Here is a 19,993-nt window from a genome sequence, read left to right as displayed (position 1 = left end):
GAGCATATGCTTTACATAAATGTTATGAATATGTGACATTAAAAATAGTAGGGGTTGTCGATACAAAATCGTGAATTACACGCCATTTCCGTGTAACAAGTGGAAATTTCATAACTACAAACCTGACAACAGATCAAAGTTTAATAATCAATTGTAAGTCTTTGGACAACAAAGTTACTGATGAAAAATAGCCTCCTCATTTGAGAAAGCTATTAATTCATTCTATTGATTTTGCTGTTTGGAGTAGCGCTATTTTTGTTTCCACTTAGCATTGTCAGGAATAGATTTGGCAGGAACTTTCACTTGTATCAATGATGGGCCGTTTGAATTTTCCAACGCTCCTAGAATAGCAGACTCAAGCTCCGCGTATGTTTCAACTTGCCAACCCCTACACCCGAACACCTCCGCTAGCTTGCTGTAATCCCACCGATGCAATATACATGAATCGTAGAAGTCTCTATCTCCCGAGAAGACCTCAGCATCGTACAGCCACTGTTCTACGCCATACACGCCATTATCCATGACAAAGATGATCGGATTAAGACTAAATCGGCTTTGAGTTGAAAGGCACTGCGGCGTCATTTGAAAACCACCATCTCCAGTAAAGACAATGACTCTTTGCTGGTCTTCTTTTGCCAAGCTCAACCCCGTCGCGGCTGGTCCTATATAGCCAATTGATGAATACGTCGGTTGCGCAATGAAACCTCGTGGTGCGCCCACTTCAAGTAGCATGCTACCGAAAAAGTTGAGACTGGCATCGCTGCCGACAATGGTATTGTTATTGATGTACTGTTTGGCTTTAATGAACTCATAGAAGCCTTGGTAAGAAATGGCGCCTACAAACTGATTTTCCTCAACAATAGCAGGTTTCGGAATGCCGCCGGTAAATGAGCAACTAGTTTTTTTCTCAAGTAAACCATCAATAAAGAAGCCCAACGGGACTTGTGGCATAAAGTAAGTCGCATACTTAACCGTATCATAGGAGATCAACGCAATTTTTTTGTAATCAACGCTTTCACCTAGCGAGTTGATATCTGACAGCCATACCCCAAGTGCTAAAACAAAGTCCGATTGCTCGACCAGATCTTGCGTAACTTGTGATGACGCTTTGCCATCAAATACACCAACAAATAATGGGTCTTCTTCAGAAACGACCGCTTTGCTCACCAGCTCTGTCACATACGGGAGATTAAGTTGCTTAATCAACTGACTAGCCTGCTGATGGAGCCCCATGCGATCAATTTCGGCTCCTAACCAGACAATTGGCTTGGCGGCGCTTACTAACTGCTGCTGAATTTTAGCAACCGAACTGTCTACATTCGCTTGCAATGCGACAGGTTTATTTGGTGTTAGCTTGCCAACGGGTGGAGTACACGGCAACTGAACCATGTCTTCTAGCAGTTCAATATAAGCGGGGCGTTTCTCAGAAATACATTGTGTGAGCGCGTAATCAATCAGCCCTGGCGCTGAACTAGGATTATCAATCTTAACCGCTGCAGCAGTTATGTTTTGATAAATATTTAAATCCGTTTCACCATTAATCATATGGTGAAATACAAATCCTGTTTGCTGCGCAGTAAGTCGTTTTTCAATACTTGGTGAGCCGTTAATCACCACAACAGGTACCCGTTCAGCATAGGAAGCCGCAACCGCATTCACCGCGCTTAATGTTCCCGCCGAATAGGTAAAGCACATGGCTCCTATTCCTTTGAGACGCGCGTAGCCATCTGCTGCGTATCCTGCATTGAGTTCATTAACCTCTTCTATCAACTCAATGTTACCTGGTTCAATATAATTATTGATCCACTCGATCGTATAATCACCGGCGATGGAGAACAAATGCCCCAAACCCAGTTCTTCTAGTCTGTCTGCCAAATACTGACCGACGGTATAATTCGTTTCCATACTATTTCACCTATTGCTGACGTCTGTTGCTTCGCTTTTACTTTTAATACTCACGCGCACCATCGAATAATCTCGGAATATAGATATCAAAGATGGCAGGGCACTCTCGTTCGGGGAATCTTGAAAGCATAAAGGTTTTGAATGCTTCATCTTTCAGGCCGTTATCAATGGCCTGTTTGGCAGCAAGCAAGTACTTAGCATTCTCTGTCACTTCTTTCTTATCCGCTGGAAATCCGTGCCCAGGGAGAAATACTTCGTAATCCGATATCAACATTTGCTGCAAAATCTCTAACCAATGATCTATGTATTGAGTGAGATATAGATGCGTACCGCTGTACAACAAATCTTGAACAATATAGACACCATACTGTGGTAATTTAATCGTCAGTGCATAATCGATTTCTGTGTCAACCACACGTTCAATGACGTATTCAACACCATCGACGACCTGCAAACCTGGATAGACAGCATTTTGGGGTATCACCACTTTTTCTGGTGCTAAATCTGCACCTAACTTAGAGATATGGTCTTCGCGCGAGGCTTCACCATGTTCTTTTAAGAACTCGATAGTTTCGGGAAGAGCATATATTTCAACATCATCAAATGCATCCCCTAGCCCAAACCAATGGTCTGGATGGCGGTGCGACAAATAAACACGCCCGATAGGCTTACCTAGACTATCGGCATATTCACGGAACATTTTTGCATAAGGTCGCAGAAATTGTCCGTCAATCACCACCAGCATATTGGTGCTTTCAATGATGTGGGTAGCATTAGCAATATTGTTGCCTTCGTAAGAAGAGATAAAAGTATGCACTTTTACCTCTCCCGTATTTTTCACCATTATTTTTATCGGACTGGTAATCGGGGTACTCATAATATTGACTCACATTAATTCGCTTAAGGAAAAGTTCTGAATTCATCTATCGATCATATACCCACCCAATTTACAAGGTGGGTAAATGAATCTAGGCCAGATTAAAGCTCGTCGCGTATGTCCAGAGTGATAGCAACGGACACATAACTCCAAGTTAAGTCACAAGCACTAGTCATGTAGCCGTCATAACGACTGAACTGCTCTGAAAGCGAGTCGTTCTCACCTGCATGAATTTGAACTCGTCTTAGATAGGCGTCACCCAATGCTTTAAGGCCACTGACAATGGTCTTAAACGCTTTAGTTTTGGCTCCATATTCATCACCTGTTTTTAGGATCAAGTTAGGGTCAACATACGATACCGCCAGTTGCAGTTGCTCAAGGTTGTATTGAGATATCGAAATGCACTTTTGTTTTGAAAATAGTGCAGCAGCTTTATAACTGGTACCTGCAAGAGCGGCGGTACACAGGAACCAAGGGTTTGCTTCTCCCAAAGGACCACTACCTGTATATTTATCTTCAGGGTAGCGACCTATTCCAGGTGCGACAGGGTCACCATTGGCGGTTTTTCCAATCGCATTAATCGGATAAAGAGGTTCAAACGCTTGATGCAGCGCGAAGGCAGTTGCCAGAACTTTATCATTGTCAGGATCTAAAAATGGATGGCTGGCTGATTGAGACTGGAAAGAGCCGAGGATGACTGCCACATCAAGGTTAGATACTTTGCCATCTAATCCGCCGACTCGATTGAGCGTAGCTTGGTAATAACCCTTTTCTTCACTCCAGAACTCCTCCATTGCTTGCTCAATAAGCTCGGCTTGCTGGTTGTAGAAGTCAGCCGCACCAGGATCACTTAATAGATTGGCGAGATCCGCTCCTTCTCTTAAAGCAGTACGCTGCAACATTCGTGTATAAAAATGGCTTCCTTCCACCTCTTCCCATAAGTCAAAACAAGCGTCTCGCCAATGGTTAGCGACAAAGTCGAGATCGCACTTGATGAGACTAAATGATGGCTCTTGGCCATCATATAGCACATTTGATACGTAACCCTTCTCGTTGTTTTCTAAGAGTATGCTTGCCCAACGGGTCAAGGTTAAAGCGCGTTGTGCAGGCCCATCATTTTGCGGTCGGCCCCATGGACCAGTGAATGCTTGCCCAGTGACATAAAACTTAGGCTCTCCTGGACTATTGCTCGGTGTTGGGGTCGTTTGGTTGATCTTAGAAAACTCGACATAATCAACCATCATTTGATAGTAACGATCTTTTAACTGGTTTTTATCACTCCCATTGAGTTTGACTATTTCAGCCATGGTTCGCGCCGAATCTCGAATCCAGTGGTAGTAATAATCAGGGTTAGTGCGCGAAGGAGACGCTAATACCGAGCCACGCTCTCCGTCTTCTGGAGAGATATTAGCCATCATGTTTTTCAGAATGTTCGACCTAGCCGTCACAATCCATTCTTCCAAAGGTTTGACTGGCTCTGGAGCCGTTAAGCCGCTATCTAACTTAGCTAAGTTGTTGCTGTAAACTGACATAAAAATTCCACGAATAATGTTTAGATTAGTTGTTTGGATATGCCTATATTTGGACTACTAAAACTTACGATATTAGCGAAAGTTAAGCCCACACTAGCAAACCCTCAATTAAGCACCTAGATGCATACCGAAGTATATGCGCAAATTATTTTTCTGCTCATTCAAAAAATAACTATTTTTTATCAGCATGATTTTATTGGGATATTTTTTTTCATGTTATTGCGCCAGAACAAATTATGCATATAGTTGCTTATTTTAACCTTGACCCAATGATTTAGCTGCTACACTGATTTTTGCCACACACACTGATGGCAAGTTGGCTAAATAAAATTCGAGGTTTTGTATGCATGACCCAACAACGAAAGTCCAAGCAATAACAGCAGAGCAAGCCGTAATAAAGTCCACAGAAGGACGTTATGATGCGGTGATAGTCGGATCAGGTATCAGCGGTGCCATTGCGGCAAAAGAACTCACTAAAAAAGGCTTATCGGTACTGATGCTCGAAGCGGGACCCGCTAAGGATTTCACCTATCATGGCTTCCAACAGTACTTAAGCAACTACTACTCTAACGCTTCCAAAGACAACAACGCCCCTTATCCAGACAATCCGAATGCCCGTATGCCTCGCTCGACAGACGTCAGTAAACTCAAGCCCGGCGTACCCGATGAAAAAGGCTATATGGTTCAAAACGGACCGTTGGCACTCGATAGCACTTATACGCGCGTTGCCGGTGGCACAACAATGCATTGGGAAGCCAAAATTTTGCGCATGTTACCGGAAGATTTCTCGCTCAAAAGTACCTATGGTGTCGGCTTAGACTGGCCCATCAGTTATGACGACCTGATGCCTTATTACCGTATCGCCGAGCGAGAAATCGGGGTATCGGCGAATGTTGAAGAACAAGGCTTCTATGGTATTAAGTATGAGCCAGGCTATGTCTATCCGATGCATGGATTACCTCCATCTTACCTCGATCAGGTCGTCGCGAAAGGGATCGATGGTAGCGAATTTGATCTGTATGGTGAGACCCATCGCGTCCAAGTTAGACCTTTTCCACAGGGGCGTAATGGGATACCTAACAAAAACTACAACAATGACGCTGGCTTCAAACCCAAAGGCTCAGTCAGTGGTTATCAAGTTGAGCAAGGAGGACGTTGCCAGGGCAATAATAACTGTGTGCCGATTTGTCCGGTGCAAGCTAAGTATGATGCGCGTAAAACACTGCTCGACGCAGCCCAAACAGGTCGACTAGACTTCTTACCTCAAGCGGTCGCAAGTAAAGTAGTGGCCGGCAACAACGACGCAATCAGTCACATCGAATTCAAGCATTATCTATCAACAAAAAGTCCAGAACATACGGTAGCGAGAGTTAGCGGCAAACTCTTTATTCTAGCAACTAATGCGATCGAAAATGCGCGTTTAATGCTCGCTTCTGGTTTGCCAAGTTCCAGTAACTTGATCGGAAAAAACCTGATGGATCATACTTACTTGCTGACATGGGGTTTGTTACCGGAAGCAGCCGGCACAATGCGCGGTACCAAATGTACGTCTGGAGTCGCTGATTTTCGTCACGGTAACGCTCGCCACAAACAAGCGCCATTTGGCATTGATATTCACAACGATGGCTGGGGTTGGGCAACTGGCGCTCCATTCACTGATATCGAACAATTGGTTGACGACCAAAACAAGTTTGGCCATGACCTACGCGAAAGTGTTGTAAAACGTATTTCTAACCAGCTCCTGTTTGCCTATATGGTTGAGCAAGTTGCCGATGAGAGTAACCGTGTAACCGTTGATCCTGCTTATAAAGATGCAATAGGCAACATGAGACCTATCGTTAACTACAACTTGTCTGATTACTCCAAAGCTGGCATTGCTTACGCTAGGCAGACCTCAAAGGTATTCTTTCAACGTTTGGGAGCCGAAGACTACTCTAGCTACTCTCCATTGGACTACGGCTACTTCAACTATCAAGGTGAAGATTACTACTTCAGAGGAGGCAACCATTTCTCTGGCACACATATAATGGGCACAGATTCGACAAATTCTGTCGTTGATGCAAACCAAAAGTCATGGGATCACAACAACCTCTATCTTATAGGCTCAGGCAGTATGCCTAGTATTGGCACCTCCAATACTACGCTAACACTCGCCGCCCTCTGCTACAAAACCACCGAGCATATCATCGGCCAACTAAGCCAATACAACATTGACATTGTCTCAGATTCAGAATTCCAACTGACTAAGGATGGTTGTTATGAATAAGCGCATTATCAATACCATAGACGATCTTCACGCGATGCTAGAAGCTGCCATTCAACTTGAACACGCAACCATACCGCCGTATTTAACCGCTTTGTATAGCATTTATCCAAATACGAACATCGAAGCAACTGCGACAATTCGCGCTGTACTGGTTGAAGAGATGCTGCATATGACTCTGGCTGCGAATGTGCTCAATGCGGTTGGGAAAAGACCCAATTTAACCGAACAAGGCTTTGTACCTGACTTTCCCACTTATCTGCCAGATGGAGAAGATGACTTTCAAGTGTCTATTGCTAAGTTCTCACCTGAAACGCTAGAAACATTTCTTAATATAGAGCGCCCTTCAAAACGCCCGGCTGATATAGCCGACACTTCCCATCTCAAGGGTTGCTGCCAATGCGAGAACATCAGTAAGTTCAATTTGAAAGCGATTACTCCCCCCGAAGTACCTAGCTATCGCTTCTACAGTATTGGCGATTTCTACGATGCTATTTTGGAAGGCATCGACTTCCTTGAAGCCCAAGCCCAGCAAACAAACAGCACCATATTTACTGGTGACCCAGTTGTGCAAGTTTCCAATCAGTATTACTACTCTGGTGGCGGTGAAGTCATAGAAGTCGTTGACCTGGCATCTGCGCATCAAGCTCTCGAATTGATAAAAGAGCAGGGAGAAGGTCACGGCGGATCTATTTTTGACTCAGAGGGGGAAATCTCCCACTACTACCGCTTTGAGCAGCTAAAGCTAGGGCAGTATTATCAACCCGGAGACCAACCTGGAAAACCAACGGGAGAGGCATTTAACGTCGACTATGACAAGGTATACCCGGTTAAAAGCAACCCCAAAATGACCGATTTCCCTCAAACATCTGAACTTCATCAGGCCGCTCAACAATTTAACCAAAACTACCAAGAGTTTTTAGTCTTAGTAACCAGAGCGTTCAACTCTGAACAATCACTTCTACTAGGCGCGGTTTGCGACATGTTCAGGCTCAAAGAACACGCCACCCAATTGATTCGAAACCCAATCCCAGGACACACGCACTTTAACGGCGCACCAACGTTTGAAATGAGCCTTACTCCTGCGGAAAACATCAGTATGAAAACCAATGTTAAAGAGGCCGTCTCATGAGCTTAACTACCAAGCAAATTATTCTGTTTACTGAGTTATCAGGGGCGTTAACTGATTTTAATGCCTTTACACTCAATGGCACTGGGCAGGTAGAAGATTATCTTCACACTTTGCAAACTATTGCTGGCTCTGACATCACTAAACACCTGCTAGAGACGTTTGAAAAAATACACCAATCAACCAATACAGAAGCCGACTTCAACGACGCGGTAAGAAAAAACATCCTTGGTGATCCTAAGCTTGGTCCCGTCGCGCGTAACATTATCAAACTTTGGTATACAGGTACTTGGTATCAGTTGCCGAATACATGGCGAGAAGCTTATGGAAAAAGCGAGCAAGACCGGACTTTTTTTGTCAGCCCCTCTTCATACATGGAAGGTTTACTATGGCTCGCCATAGGTGCCAATCCATCCGGAGCCAAAGGGCCGGGATATGGCTCTTGGCAAAGTCCACCCAATATTAATTTCGATAACAGATGGGCTTACAAGCCAAGCTTTAACTTCGAGTAACGCATAATCGAAGAAGTATTGCTTGGTAACCACGATCTCAATTGGCTAGAGGAAAAATAAAATGAGTAGACAAACAATGTTTCCAGAAGGAAGTATCAAATTCGGTATCACTCCAACTGGGTGGGTTAACGACGACTTCCCTGATATTGATATCGGTATTCCCTTTGGGCAGATCGTTAGTGAAATGGCACTTGCTGGATTCTGTGGCTGCAGTCGCGGACACAAATACCCTTCCGATCCTACGGTGTTGAAACATGAGCTAGACATGCGCGGCCTTCAAATGTCCGAGCCTTGGGTCAGCACCTATTTCACCATCAAAGACATGCACCAAAAAACGGTCAGCAACTTTGAAGATGAAATCAAATTCATCCAAGCGATGAAGAGCGGCGATATGGTGTTGGCGGAGCTTGGGCACTCATCACACCAGCAGCCTATTGCACTGGTGCCTAACGCACCAGACTTCAACGAAGATCAGTGGAAGCAACTCGCAGACGGATTGAACGAACTCGGACACAAGGCCAATAAACAAGGTATCACCATGTGTTATCACCACCATATGGGCACAGGTGTGATGACTATGCCACAGATTGCGCGCTTGGCGGAGATGACCGACCCAAACCTAGTGAATCTGTGCTTAGATACCGGCCATTTGCATTTCGCGGGTGGAGACAACCTTGAATTCATCAAGCTTTATGGTGACCGAATTCGCCATATACATTTGAAAAATATCCGCCAAGACGTGATGGAATACTGCTTAGCCAACAAGTTGTCGTTCAAAGAGTCGATACTTCAAGGCGTATTCACTGTGCCAGGCGATCCTGCGGGCTGCATAGATTTTGAAGCGATTTTCCAAGCGCTTGCAGACAAGAACTACGCTGGCTGGCTAATAGTAGAAGCCGAACAAGACCCCGCCAAAGCAACACCGCTTTTGTATGCACAAATGGCTCGTAAGTACCTGAAAGAGATTACCGGACAGTAATCTGACCTCGATATTATGGAGTGAAAACTATGTCACAGCAGACAGAGTTGTACTTTAGCTTTTTCATGTTCGATTCCAATTTTCCAATCGAAGATGAGACCTTCCTAGACCAAGCGATGATTCATATTCGCCACCTAGCCAATATGGGCTATACCGGATTTGAAATTCATCCAGGTCGAGAAGACGCTACCGTTTATGCTTTTCCAACCTATACCAAAGAACTGGCAGCTTACACCCGTTTTAAGCAGCGCTTAGATGATGAGGGGCTCGGTCATATCAAGTTCGCCACCAATGTGGGCGCCACCACTGATTGCGATCCTAGCTCGTCAGACCCAAACATTCGTCAGGCTGGTATCGAATATCTCAAATCTAGAATCGATATTACTGCAGCGATGGGGGGAGAGATCATGATGGGCCCGATGGTAATCCCTTATGGTGGCTTCGTGTACAATGCGCCTAATGGTGAGCCAGTGTGGAGTGATGACCTGCAAAATACACTCGACCAGCGCTACTTAACTGCCCAACAAAGCTTTCATCAACTTGGCCAGTACGCAAAAGAAAGAGGAGTAAAACTTGCCATTGAACCCATTAGCCATTGGGAAACACCCGGACCAAATAAACTAACTCAGTTGATCAAGTTCTTAGACGGTATAGCTGACCCCACCGTTGGTGTCGTTATCGATAGCGCTCAAGAAGTCCTCGATGGTGATGGGCCAGAAGTATTTAAACAGCAAGTGCAGTATTTAGCTAATCAGCACAGGCTGCACTACGCACAAGCCTCACCACCCGACAGAGGTGACCTTCAGCACTGCTGGCTTCCTTGGGACGCTATGTTTACCCCGATTTTGGAACACTATCAGGGCCCCGTTGCTGTCGAGATTTTTAATGCTGTAGGTGCATTTGACCAAGGTTTACGCCTTACTCGGCGTAAGTTCTGGATACCAGAAGTCGATGAGCCCAACGCCTACCCAGATGCTTACTGTGTGGCACAAAAAGCATACGAAGTAACTGAATTCAATCTAGATCGAATTAAGCAAAAATCATAACTAAGTGACGATAACGTTTGAAAATGGCGGTGTGGTCTTAAACTAAGTTACGTTGCTTAAATACTGAATATGTAAAACTAAAAAAGCTCAGCGGATGCTGAGCTTTTTTGTCTGAGAGAACTACTGACGGCATTTCGAAGTGTCGAAATCGACCACTATTGCCGCGTTTTCAAAAGTGCCCGAGACTTTCAAATAGCCCCAATAGTTAGCTTGGCCCGCGATAGTAATACATTCACCATTGCCTTCATTGTCTGACCAGCCATGCAGGTTAGACCCTTCATCATTCGGCCAGCCAAAGTTACTGTATTCCAGCTTGAGATCACCTGTACCATTACCTGAAGTGATTGCCATAGACTGATGCTGGTTGACCCCCTCGATACTCAACCAAATCACTGACTGATTAGCGAGACATACAGGCTCACCAGCGACTAAACGTCCACCAGACACTTTGTTTTGGACTTCACAATCAGTGGGTAGAGACGGGTTGCCTCCTTGTTGTGATATAGCAATCGAAGTGGACGTCGTCCCTGTATTGCCATCGTTGTCGGTCACCGTTAAGCGGACCGTAAAACTACCCTCGCTACTGAACTGGTGCGACGGATTGGCCTCTGAACTTGTCGAGCCATCACCGAAGTCCCAGAGGTATTTTGTGATTTGACCGTCTTCGTCTGAGCTACCTGCACTACTGAATGATATGGATTCACCAACTTTACCCTCGCTACTTACGTTGATTACAGCGGTCGGTGATTCTGTACCACCACTGACCAATTGTTGTTGCCATTGTTCGAACTCAGGCTGATACTGAGTTGCCCACTGACTGATGATCACTTTATATTGCGACCAGTTTCCGCTGCGCGTTTCGACCAACATACGATTAACTTCATCCATATGACGCTCAAACATAAATCGCACTGCTAGATACCCCCAACGATAAATTCGATCTACGTCAAAGCCATCGTAAGTGGTTTCGAAGATTTCACTAAGGGTGTACGTAGAACCATCTTTAATTGTCTCTATTGCTTTAGGGTTGTTGTCTTCATTAGCAACATACTCGGCAACACCTTCACTCCACCACACAACCTTTTCAGTTGGATGACTAAAATCGCCATACATATCGAATCGGCCATCTAAATAATGGACATATTCGTGCTCAAGATTCCAAACGAAATGATCTGGGTTGGCATAAGATGCTTCATAGGCAATGAAATTGGGAATATTTCCCGGCTTAGACGGGTCACCTTCTAGATACATGCCACCATTATCGGTATTAATATCAAAGATTGGACCAGCATATTTTCCATAGTCATCGCTGCTATCAAAAATGTTCACTTGCAATTGGGTATTGTGGTCGTCAGCGACGGGTTGGTTGCCTGTTTCTAAACGCGTATGGAAATAGCCTTCTTCAAAACCCATTTTGTCACAAGCAGCTTGGTGTTGAGCCTGAGTCATATTTTGCGAGAGAATACGAACGGTTGGACTACAAGTGTAGTTTTGCGCCAAGACTTGTGATTTCAGTTGCTGCTCAAAATTACAGATACCAAATTGTGAACAATCAGAATGATAAGAGGCCGTATCAGCCGTTGCTAACCAAACTGTATCTCCATAGCCATACATCTCGTATTGACTGAAAACTTCAGTGACCTTAGCTTTCACCTTAGCTTCAATCGCCGTACCACTGTACTTAAGCAACCTTGCCATCTCACGTCCCGCATTAGCGGTCATAAACTCATCGGCTCGTGCAATGGAGTCTCGATTCAGTGCCATTTTCGCCAGTGCATCGACCAAAGCGGTCTGCGATCCAATCGCTTGAACATATTGGTCATTCCATTGGCCACCGAAAAGAACTGAGAAAACGCCATTGACTGCATCACGCATATACCAATGCTGTGCATAGTCTGCATTCCAGCGGTTCAACCATTGAGTGACCACGTCAAGATAGGCATGCTCAAGACTTGCGCTGTCCATCGTAGTAATCACTTCACGTAATACTCTGCCGTGAGCATCACTACTTTCATAGAAGTTTGCATTGTTTACAAAGGCATCAACCGCATCTTTCACTGCTGGTGTGACTGAAGGTAGGAAGCTGACCTTGTCGTTATAAAATTCAGCGTAGTAACCTGCGCGCAGGAAGAGAAATAACGCCTCTAACTCATCACTCCCACCACCCTGATACGCTTTTGCAGCATTCACCGTATGTTTGGCGACATTGAACATGTTTCTAGACTCAAACGCAGTCTCTTGAACACGACTTTCTGCTGAAAAAAGCTTGTTTACGCAACTTGCTCCTTGCGTTGTAATCGCAGAAATAAGTGCCGTACTATTTGAGGTGGCAAATGTCTCTACATCACATGTTACCGCTGCTTCATCTTTAGCAGCAGAAAACATCTTCAACGTTGGTTCTGTTTTTTGAATTAGCGTTTTTTTCGGTGCGTTGTCTGGTTCGTGATCTTCAACCCCATGATGTTCATGGTCGTGAAGAGTGCTTCGGTCGACAAATTGAGGTAGCGGCTCACTCACCGCATACACATTCACAGAAAATAAAACACCTGCCACTGCAATTGTTAGTTTATTAAGTTCCATCTTCGCCCTTCTACCTTTGAATATTTTATACAAACGGCATCACCGTTATCGGCTCTCGCATGTTGCGAAATCACTCACTAATCTAGACCCGAAACTTTTTACTTTGAAACAAATCATTAACAATCATTTTTTGAGTCTCACTTTGTAAGACGCTCAGATTCAGAATATAAGCTTGCCCGTTATTCAGCGGAAAAGGGGGAGGTACTGGTTTACAGCGTAGAGGAAAAACTCACGAATTGGAGCGCATCACACGGATTGCCCATGCAAAAAATTGATTTATTTCCATCTAATTAATTGAACATAAAGAAAAAAGCGCCGAGTGACGCTTTTATGAAATGCGATTGTGAATCGAAGTATGCTGACTAAAATGCTTTAGCCCAGCTATGTAAAGCATCTTTCATCTCTGCCCGGTCATGTTTCATTTGATGCATTTCCCCATCACTAATTGGAGAGTCGCGTAATTCAAGTGTTCGAATTTCTTTATCCAAAGAGTTGTAGTTTCTCATCATCCGAGCAAAGTCATCATTGGTTTCTACAAGCGCGAGAATGGCATCTCTGTATTGAGGAAATTCTTTAATTAGAGAGTGGTCTTCACCGAGCATATGTGGTCCTCCATGGCAAAAAATAACTGTACATTTTTTAACCATAGCAACGAATAACTCAATGAAGTGTGCGCTTGTGCACTTACTTAAAATAAACGTCCCTGCCTAATCCTTCATCTGTTTCTCTGTTATGAGCGTCCTGTCACTGTTAGCATTCGTTGCATCTAGAGTTTTTTAGCTCGATAGAGATTGTCAAAATTCGGTACGTGCTGCTCCCAAATGGGAGGGGTACCAATGTGTTGTTGTACCGCAGCAATAAACTCTCTTACCAGTGCAGTCTGTTTGCGATGTGGGTAGAGTGCATACAGTGCTAAGCCTTGATTGCATAGGGTGTAATCAGTAAGAAGTGGCTTAAGCCCTAACGCTTCGATAGAGCAATTTAGATTGGAAGAAGAGAGTGTTACATAGCCCAGCCCGTCTTGTACCGATGCAATCAATGTCGGGACATCATTCACTTTGAGCTTGCCTCTCATCTTGTAGTTGATGATATTACTGGAGTTTGGTTGCTCGCTAAGTCTCATTGTATCGACAGTCAAGGAGCGGTTGCTGTACACCACAGAAGGAAGCTTCACTAGCTCTTCAGGGGTTAACGGCTCTCCATACTTTTCGATAAAACTGTGTGAAGCAAGGACCACCGCCCTAATATCAGCAATCTTTTTCGCAATTAAGCTCGAATCATCTAAGCGCCCTAAACGAAAAGCGACGTCAAAGTGGTCAGAAATTATATCTGAACGTTTATCATCCAGTAGCAGTTCAATCTCAACATCTGGATACGCCTGCATAAACTGACTGATCACTGGGCGAAGATAGTTTTGACCCACATGGTACGGAGCAGTCACTCTAATTCGCCCTTTAGGCTGAGCATGATAAGAGTCAGCGATTGATTGAACGTGAGTCAAAGTCCCCACAAGGTTATGAGCTTGTTCGAGAATTTCTTCTCCTGCAGGCGTTAGTGAGAATGAGCGCGTCGAACGGTTAAGAAGCTGAACGCCTAAATCAGACTCTAGTTTTTTTATCTGTTTTGAGAGAGAGGAGTTGTCCATATCATGCAGAGCGGCTGCCTTAGTAAAAGAGCCTTGCTGGACGACATCGATAAATAGAGAGAGTTGATTCACTAACGCCATATTACAACCTTACTTTTGAGCTCGCTGCCATTGTACCAGCCACTTATCAAGATGGTTGGCAAACTGCTGGCGATCAGCCTGACTTAATGGCGCAGGCCCTCCTGTTTGGATACCGCTGCTACGCATGGTCTCCATAAAGTCACGAATATTCAAACGTGATTTGATGTTCTCTTTGGTAAACAGCTCACCGCGCGAGCTCAGTGCATGGCCGCCTTTGGTGATGATTTCGTCCGCAAGCGGAATATCACTGGTGATCACCAAGTCACCCGTTTGGCAACGTTTTACTATCTCATTATCAGCCACATCAAATCCGGCTTGAACTTGCAGCATGGTTACCTTTGGTGAGGCTGGAGTGCGGATAAACTGGTTAGCCACCAAGGTCACTTCGACCCCAGTTCGCTCAGAAGCGCGAAACAAGATGTCTCGTACAACTACAGGACAAGCGTCCGCATCTACCCAAATTTTCATTATTCATAATTCCTAAAAACGGTCTACTGACGCTATTAGACCGTAATTAATAAGGACTTAATAGCGTTATTTAAACTTAACCGCCGTTCCGCTAACACTCACCATCATCATGCTACCGCCGCTACCTATCACTTCGTAGTCGATATCAATACCGACAATACCGTCTGCACCCAACTCACTAGCTCTGGACTCCATCTCTTGGAAGGCGATTTCACGCGCGCGCCCCATCTCTCGCTCGTAGGCACCGGAACGACCGCCAACAACATCGCGAATCGCACCAAACATATCTTTGAAGATGTTGGCACCTAATATTGCCTCGCCAACAACAACACCCAGATAGTCTTGGACCGGGCGACCTTCAACAACTGAAGTGGTAGTTTTGATCATCATTCTTTCCTTATTAGTGTGTGGTATAGAAGGCCTTACAAGGTTAGCCTCGGCTTTATAAAGTCAATGAATGCCGAGATACGACGAGCCACCGTCGATGACTTGTAGTAAACCGCATTGACCAACTCTCGCTCTGTGTTGTGAAGTTTTTGATCCTCTAGTAAAGAGACGAGTCGACCTTCTTCAATATCTTTTTGAACCATAAAACCAGACAAGCAAGCCACACCATTTGCATTGAGGGATAACTGACGTATGGTTTCACCATTTCCTGAAGTAATCAGTGGTTTCAAAGGTTGGAACCCTTTTATAGGCCATTGGTTCAATACTTTTGGTGTAGTAAAACCAATCACTTGATGCTGAGACAATTCCAAAGCTGTTTTAGGTACACCATATTGGGCGAGATATTCTGGTGACGCCACAATGTAGAGTGGGCTTTTACCAAGCAGTCTTGCATGTAATGTGGAATCTTTTAGCTGTCCGATTCGAATTGCCACGTCCGTTCTTTTTTCTAACAGATCAACAAAGCCTTCATTAGAAGTCAGCTCCAACTCAATATCTGGAAAGGCTTGTTTGAACTCTTGAATGAGAGGAACCAACTGATGGAAAACGAACGGGCTTGCAGCATCTACACGAAGATGACCTTTGGGTAGCTCACCTCGCGTTACGATTTCTTCTTCAGCTTGTTTGATAATATCAAGTCCGCGTCGAACCGACTCGATAAACTGCTTCCCTTCAAAAGTGAGCTCAATACGTCGAGTCGTCCGGTTCAAAATAGAAACACCAAGCTGCTTTTCTACTTTGCTTACTGCTCGCGATACCCTAGCAACCTGAATATCAAGCACATCCGCGGCCGCAGAGAATCCACCGCTATCCACGACCGTAAGCAATATATCCAAATCATCTGAACGGGTCAGCATCCAATCTCTCCAATAATGCCATTACCTTCATTTATAGCAAAAGTAATTTGATAAAAGCACCATTTTTCGCAAATAACTTTTCTTTAATAATGCTCGCCATCTAATACACAACTAATGAGAACAACAATGCCAATCGCTCTATTCGCATTAATACTCAGTGCCTTTGCTATCGGCACAACTGAATTTGTCATCGTTGGGTTGATTCCAACCATGGCTGCCGATTTATCCGTTTCGCTCCCTTCCGCCGGACTCCTGGTGAGTTTATATGCTTTGGGCGTTGCGATCGGTGCGCCTGTATTAACCGCTTTAACTGGCAATTGGCCACGTAAAAAAGTGCTCCTGACCGTGATGAGTTTGTTTGTCTTAGGTAACTTGTTAGCTTGGCAAGCTCCCGGCTATAACACGCTTGTTATGGCACGTATACTGACCGGCCTTGCCCATGGCGTATTTTTCTCAATTGGCTCCACCGTTGCGACAGGTTTAGTATCGAAAGAAAAGGCAGCCAGCGCGATAGCGATAATGTTCACTGGTCTAACAGTTGCTTTGGTTACAGGTGTGCCGCTTGGTACATACATTGGGCAAACCTTTGGCTGGCAGGCGACATTTCTCATCGTAGCCTTGCTAGGATTGATTGCTCTTTTTGGTAGTGCGGCCTTGATACCAAGTAATCTGAAACAGCCACCAGCAACCAAGTTGTCTGCTCAACTTAAAGTGCTTACTCAACCGAGACTGCTACTCGTCTATGCGATCACGGCACTGGGATACGGCGGTACGTTTACCGCGTTTACTTTCTTAGCGCCAATTCTAGAAGAGGTGTCGGGGTTTAACTCAAGCGCAATCGGCCTAATCATGTTGGTGTATGGTGTATCAGTCGCCATTGGCAATATTTGGGGTGGAAAAATGGCCGACACCCTGGGACCGATTAAAGCCTTAACGGTTATCTTTGTCGGTCTCGCTCTGGTTCTATTGGTGTTTAACTTCACTGCATACAACTCAATCGCCTCAGTAATGACCATTCTCGTTTGGGGCGCCTTTGCTTTTGGCAATGTTCCCGGCTTACAAGTTTATGTGGTCAAGCTAGCGGAGAAATACGCACCTGATGCAGTCGATGTTGCCTCTGGTTTAAATATCGCCGCATTTAATGTAGGTATTGCGCTGGGCTCTTGGGGAGGAGGCATTATTGTTGATCAAGCGGGATTAATGAACACACCTTGGGTTGGTGCAATGATCGTGTTGGGCGCTCTCGTCCTCACTCGCATAAGCGGAACACTGGATAAGCGTTCACTGAGGTTACAACAAGTATAATGAAACCAATACTCAGCCCATGCCATACGGGCTGAGTGTTATTTCACGCGCATAAGGCGATGCTTAACATCCTCTAACTCAAACTCTTCGACTTGCGAGCGTCGCATCTGATCTACTTGCTCTATCATTACTGTGGAATAGCCTTTGCGTTTCATCCACTGCATTGGTTCAGAAAAGCTATCTTCGTTCACCGCGTAAGACTCGCCTTTATGCACTCCTTGATACACACTGACAACCCAGACGCGAGATTGAAAATCTAATACTTCAAGCAGTTGTGACTTAACTCGTTTCAACAAATTCATAGCTAACTCATAAACAACCAAACACCAACACCCATCATTAGCGTTCCAGCAATACGATTAAGAAGTCGAACGTTTTGCGATTGTCCAAGTAGGCGTTTCAGCCCTTTCCCACCAGTTGCGTACAAGGTCATACAGATAAACTCGAATACCAAGATTATCGAGACCAACACGATAAGCTGAGGGGCTAAATCAGCACTCTGGTCGATGAACGGAGGAAGTAAAGAGATCATAAACGCCCAGCCCTTAGGGTTAGCGATCGCAGTGACAAAGCCTTGCACCACCAAATCCCAATCACTTGAAGGTTGCGGAGCTTGCTCATCTAGGTTAATGGCTAGACCACTATAGGAAGGATCGAGGGATTACTGCCGATAGAAGACCAGCTTTAGTTCATTGATTTCAAGTACAAAACTGCATAGATGTCGATTATGTATGCACTTGAAAACACCTCATACCAGTATATGCATTTAGGCTCTCAAGTAATGAGAAAACTGCAATTATTAACAGACAGACCCACAACTGTTACAGAATGTAAATTAGTCGTAATTCAATCAGCACGCACAGTTAAGACATTGTTAAACAGCCCGGAATTCGAGTGATAAATGTCACATCTATTACTCTACTCAGTTATTTTGCTTTTTTATTTTTCGATCTGCCTGATAACCTCCAGCTCGCCTTGAAGTGAACTCAAGGTGCATAACTATAAGGAGTGTTCACTATGAATACCAAGAAACCAATGTCGCTAACCAGCCGCGTAATTCTAGGTATGGTTGCAGGTATCTTGACGGGATTTGCGATTCGCAGTCTCTTTGCTGACAACGGATTTGTCGATGCATACATTGTAAATGGATTATTTGAAGTCGGCGGCCAGATCTTCGTCGCTAGCTTGAAGATGCTTGTTGTCCCACTAGTTTTTGTATCACTAGTTTGCGGTACAAGCTCACTTAAAGACCTTTCTACACTAGGTCGTATGGGCGGTAAAACGCTCGCGTTCTATGTTGCAACCACAGCCGTTGCAATCACACTAGCCCTCACCATGGGTAATCTTTTCCAACCGGGTGCAGGCGCAGACTTAACTGCCGCTAGCTCGTTTAAATCAGCGGAAGCGCCGTCTCTTGGTCAGGTTATCATTGATATGTTCCCGACTAACCCGATCAGCGCGATGGCAGAAGGTAAGACGCTACAGGTTATCGTATTCGCAGTACTATTCGGTGTCGCAATCAGTGCTGCAGGCAAGCCAGGCGAACGTATTGCTGCATTCTTTACTGATCTAAATGAAGTGATCATGAAGCTCGTCGCTATTCTAATGAATCTAGCCCCTTACGGTGTGTTCTTCCTAATGGCGAAGCTATTCACTGGGTTAGGTTTAAGCGCGATCGTTAACCTTGCGGAATACTTCTTGGTACTTGCGGGAACTTTGGTACTTCACGGTTTGGTGACCTACAGTGTCATGCTAAAAGGCTTTACTGGTCTTAGCCCAATTACCTTCTTGAAGAAAATGGAAGATGCCGTCATGTTTGCCTTCTCAACGGCTTCTTCAAACGCAACGATTCCTGTAACCATGGAAACCGCTAAGAATCGCATGGGTGTCGAGAACCGCGTCTCCTCATTCACAGTGCCATTAGGTGCCACAGTTAACATGGATGGCACAGCGATCATGCAAGGTGTTGCGACAGCCTTTATCGCACAAGCATTCAACATTGATCTTACCATGGGTGATTACCTGATGGTGATCATGACGGCCACTCTTGCATCTATTGGTACTGCAGGTGTCCCAGGTGTTGGTCTAGTCATGCTAGCAATGGTTCTTAACCAAGTGGGTCTACCACTTGAAGGGATCGCACTTATCATGGGTGTTGACCGCTTACTGGATATGATTCGTACTGCAGTAAACATCACAGGTGACAGCGCAGTTACTGTGATTGTGGCTAAGTCTGAAGGTGCGCTGGATGAGGCTCGATTTAACGATCCTATGGCGGGCGTAAAAGAAGAAGAAGTTCATCTGAAACATTCTCAAGCTTAACCGCATTTTCATCACTATAAACCCGAGAGATTTGTTTCTCGGGTT

17 protein-coding genes and 1 pseudogene are annotated in these 19,993 nt (G+C 44.8%); 7 read left to right on the top strand and 11 right to left on the bottom strand.

Annotated features, from left to right (window positions below; genetic code table 11):
- Nucleotides 1-249 precede the first annotated feature (249 nt).
- The 3 genes from APB76_RS06460 to APB76_RS06450 form a co-directional block, all read right to left on the bottom strand.
- The gene (locus tag APB76_RS06460; RefSeq protein ID WP_054961061.1) at nucleotides 250-1,905 is read right to left on the bottom strand and encodes an alpha-keto acid decarboxylase family protein; all 1,656 of its coding nucleotides are present in this window, start codon (nucleotides 1,903-1,905) and stop codon (nucleotides 250-252) included.
- Nucleotides 1,906-1,948: 43 nt separating this feature from the next.
- Nucleotides 1,949-2,782 (bottom strand): MBL fold metallo-hydrolase, encoded by an 834-nt coding sequence (locus APB76_RS06455; protein ID WP_049844707.1) that lies wholly within the window; start codon nucleotides 2,780-2,782, stop codon nucleotides 1,949-1,951.
- 101 nt (nucleotides 2,783-2,883) lie between these two features.
- Nucleotides 2,884-4,314 (bottom strand): glycoside hydrolase family 15 protein, encoded by a 1,431-nt coding sequence (locus APB76_RS06450; RefSeq protein ID WP_054961062.1) that lies wholly within the window; start codon nucleotides 4,312-4,314, stop codon nucleotides 2,884-2,886.
- Nucleotides 4,315-4,657: 343 nt separating this feature from the next.
- Between APB76_RS06450 and APB76_RS06445 the strand changes: the two genes are divergently transcribed.
- The 5 genes from APB76_RS06445 (at nucleotide 4,658) to APB76_RS06425 (ending at nucleotide 10,243) form a co-directional block, all read left to right on the top strand.
- Nucleotides 4,658-6,580 carry a GMC family oxidoreductase gene (locus tag APB76_RS06445; RefSeq protein ID WP_054961063.1) on the top strand — a complete coding sequence of 641 codons (1,923 nt, stop codon included), beginning with the start codon at nucleotides 4,658-4,660 and terminating at the stop codon, nucleotides 6,578-6,580.
- Nucleotides 6,573-7,709, top strand: a complete 1,137-nt coding sequence (locus APB76_RS06440; RefSeq protein WP_054961064.1) for a ferritin-like domain-containing protein — start codon at nucleotides 6,573-6,575, stop codon at nucleotides 7,707-7,709. Before APB76_RS06445 ends, APB76_RS06440 begins: the two co-directional genes overlap by 8 nt.
- Entirely contained in the window at nucleotides 7,706-8,218 is a 513-nt protein-coding gene (locus APB76_RS06435; protein WP_054961065.1) for a hypothetical protein, read from the top strand. Before APB76_RS06440 ends, APB76_RS06435 begins: the two co-directional genes overlap by 4 nt.
- A gap of 61 nt (nucleotides 8,219-8,279) precedes the next feature.
- Nucleotides 8,280-9,197, top strand: a complete 918-nt coding sequence (iolE, locus tag APB76_RS06430; protein ID WP_054961066.1) for a myo-inosose-2 dehydratase — start codon at nucleotides 8,280-8,282, stop codon at nucleotides 9,195-9,197.
- A gap of 29 nt (nucleotides 9,198-9,226) precedes the next feature.
- Entirely contained in the window at nucleotides 9,227-10,243 is a 1,017-nt protein-coding gene (locus APB76_RS06425) for a sugar phosphate isomerase/epimerase family protein (protein WP_054961067.1), read from the top strand.
- A gap of 120 nt (nucleotides 10,244-10,363) precedes the next feature.
- On the opposite strand, the gene APB76_RS06420 is transcribed toward APB76_RS06425, so the two are convergent.
- The 6 genes from APB76_RS06420 to APB76_RS06395 all read right to left on the bottom strand — a co-directional run bounded on the left by APB76_RS06420 (nucleotide 10,364) and on the right by APB76_RS06395 (nucleotide 16,321).
- Nucleotides 10,364-12,823, bottom strand: coding sequence for a collagenase (locus APB76_RS06420; RefSeq protein ID WP_054961068.1), 2,460 nt, complete (start codon nucleotides 12,821-12,823; stop codon nucleotides 10,364-10,366).
- A 362-nt stretch (nucleotides 12,824-13,185) separates the two neighbouring features.
- Nucleotides 13,186-13,425, bottom strand: a complete 240-nt coding sequence (locus APB76_RS06415) for a YdcH family protein (protein WP_049844700.1) — start codon at nucleotides 13,423-13,425, stop codon at nucleotides 13,186-13,188.
- Nucleotides 13,426-13,589: 164 nt separating this feature from the next.
- Nucleotides 13,590-14,549 (bottom strand): LysR family transcriptional regulator, encoded by a 960-nt coding sequence (locus APB76_RS06410; protein ID WP_049844699.1) that lies wholly within the window; start codon nucleotides 14,547-14,549, stop codon nucleotides 13,590-13,592.
- Between the two features lie 9 nt (nucleotides 14,550-14,558).
- Nucleotides 14,559-15,017, bottom strand: a complete 459-nt coding sequence (locus APB76_RS06405) for a YaiI/YqxD family protein (RefSeq protein WP_049844698.1) — start codon at nucleotides 15,015-15,017, stop codon at nucleotides 14,559-14,561.
- A 66-nt stretch (nucleotides 15,018-15,083) separates the two neighbouring features.
- Nucleotides 15,084-15,404, bottom strand: coding sequence for a heavy metal-binding domain-containing protein (locus APB76_RS06400; RefSeq protein WP_049844697.1), 321 nt, complete (start codon nucleotides 15,402-15,404; stop codon nucleotides 15,084-15,086).
- A gap of 35 nt (nucleotides 15,405-15,439) precedes the next feature.
- Complete coding sequence (locus APB76_RS06395; RefSeq protein WP_054961069.1) at nucleotides 15,440-16,321, bottom strand: LysR family transcriptional regulator; 882 nt, start codon at nucleotides 16,319-16,321, stop codon at nucleotides 15,440-15,442.
- Nucleotides 16,322-16,447: 126 nt separating this feature from the next.
- Between APB76_RS06395 and APB76_RS06390 the strand changes: the two genes are divergently transcribed.
- Nucleotides 16,448-17,626, top strand: a complete 1,179-nt coding sequence (locus tag APB76_RS06390) for an MFS transporter (protein ID WP_054961070.1) — start codon at nucleotides 16,448-16,450, stop codon at nucleotides 17,624-17,626.
- Nucleotides 17,627-17,664: 38 nt separating this feature from the next.
- Here the strand turns inward: APB76_RS06390 and APB76_RS06385 are convergent, their stop codons facing one another.
- A complete protein-coding gene (locus APB76_RS06385) occupies nucleotides 17,665-17,928 on the bottom strand; it encodes a hypothetical protein (RefSeq protein WP_054961071.1) in 264 nt (87 codons plus the stop codon).
- Between the two features lie 2 nt (nucleotides 17,929-17,930).
- A pseudogene (locus tag APB76_RS06380) lies at nucleotides 17,931-18,263 on the bottom strand (LysE family translocator); the annotation flags it as partial.
- Nucleotides 18,264-18,643: 380 nt separating this feature from the next.
- Here APB76_RS06380 and APB76_RS06375 point away from each other — a divergent pair.
- Nucleotides 18,644-19,948, top strand: coding sequence for a dicarboxylate/amino acid:cation symporter (locus APB76_RS06375; protein ID WP_049844694.1), 1,305 nt, complete (start codon nucleotides 18,644-18,646; stop codon nucleotides 19,946-19,948).
- Nucleotides 19,949-19,993: the final 45 nt, after the last annotated feature.

Source organism: Vibrio bivalvicida (genome assembly GCF_001399455.2).
In the GTDB taxonomy this organism is placed as follows: Bacteria; Pseudomonadota; Gammaproteobacteria; order Enterobacterales; family Vibrionaceae; genus Vibrio; species Vibrio bivalvicida.
This window is presented reverse-complemented; position numbering and strand designations above follow the sequence as displayed.

Bases quoted from the DNA above. Each gene is read 5' to 3' on its own strand.
- APB76_RS06440 (WP_054961064.1), top strand. From the start codon at position 6,573: ATGAATAAGCGCATTATCAATACCATAGACGATCTTCACGCGATGCTA.
- APB76_RS06385 (WP_054961071.1), bottom strand. From the start codon at position 17,928: ATGAATTTGTTGAAACGAGTTAAGTCACAACTGCTTGAAGTATTAGAT.
- APB76_RS06460 (WP_054961061.1), bottom strand. From the start codon at position 1,905: ATGGAAACGAATTATACCGTCGGTCAGTATTTGGCAGACAGACTAGAA.
- iolE (WP_054961066.1), top strand. From the start codon at position 8,280: ATGAGTAGACAAACAATGTTTCCAGAAGGAAGTATCAAATTCGGTATC.
- APB76_RS06410 (WP_049844699.1), bottom strand. From the start codon at position 14,549: ATGGCGTTAGTGAATCAACTCTCTCTATTTATCGATGTCGTCCAGCAA.
- APB76_RS06405 (WP_049844698.1), bottom strand. From the start codon at position 15,017: ATGAAAATTTGGGTAGATGCGGACGCTTGTCCTGTAGTTGTACGAGAC.
- APB76_RS06420 (WP_054961068.1), bottom strand. From the start codon at position 12,823: ATGGAACTTAATAAACTAACAATTGCAGTGGCAGGTGTTTTATTTTCT.
- APB76_RS06400 (WP_049844697.1), bottom strand. From the start codon at position 15,404: ATGATCAAAACTACCACTTCAGTTGTTGAAGGTCGCCCGGTCCAAGAC.
- APB76_RS06425 (WP_054961067.1), top strand. From the start codon at position 9,227: ATGTCACAGCAGACAGAGTTGTACTTTAGCTTTTTCATGTTCGATTCC.
- APB76_RS06375 (WP_049844694.1), top strand. From the start codon at position 18,644: ATGAATACCAAGAAACCAATGTCGCTAACCAGCCGCGTAATTCTAGGT.
- APB76_RS06455 (WP_049844707.1), bottom strand. From the start codon at position 2,782: ATGAGTACCCCGATTACCAGTCCGATAAAAATAATGGTGAAAAATACG.
- APB76_RS06390 (WP_054961070.1), top strand. From the start codon at position 16,448: ATGCCAATCGCTCTATTCGCATTAATACTCAGTGCCTTTGCTATCGGC.
- APB76_RS06435 (WP_054961065.1), top strand. From the start codon at position 7,706: ATGAGCTTAACTACCAAGCAAATTATTCTGTTTACTGAGTTATCAGGG.
- APB76_RS06395 (WP_054961069.1), bottom strand. From the start codon at position 16,321: ATGCTGACCCGTTCAGATGATTTGGATATATTGCTTACGGTCGTGGAT.
- APB76_RS06415 (WP_049844700.1), bottom strand. From the start codon at position 13,425: ATGCTCGGTGAAGACCACTCTCTAATTAAAGAATTTCCTCAATACAGA.
- APB76_RS06450 (WP_054961062.1), bottom strand. From the start codon at position 4,314: ATGTCAGTTTACAGCAACAACTTAGCTAAGTTAGATAGCGGCTTAACG.
- APB76_RS06445 (WP_054961063.1), top strand. From the start codon at position 4,658: ATGCATGACCCAACAACGAAAGTCCAAGCAATAACAGCAGAGCAAGCC.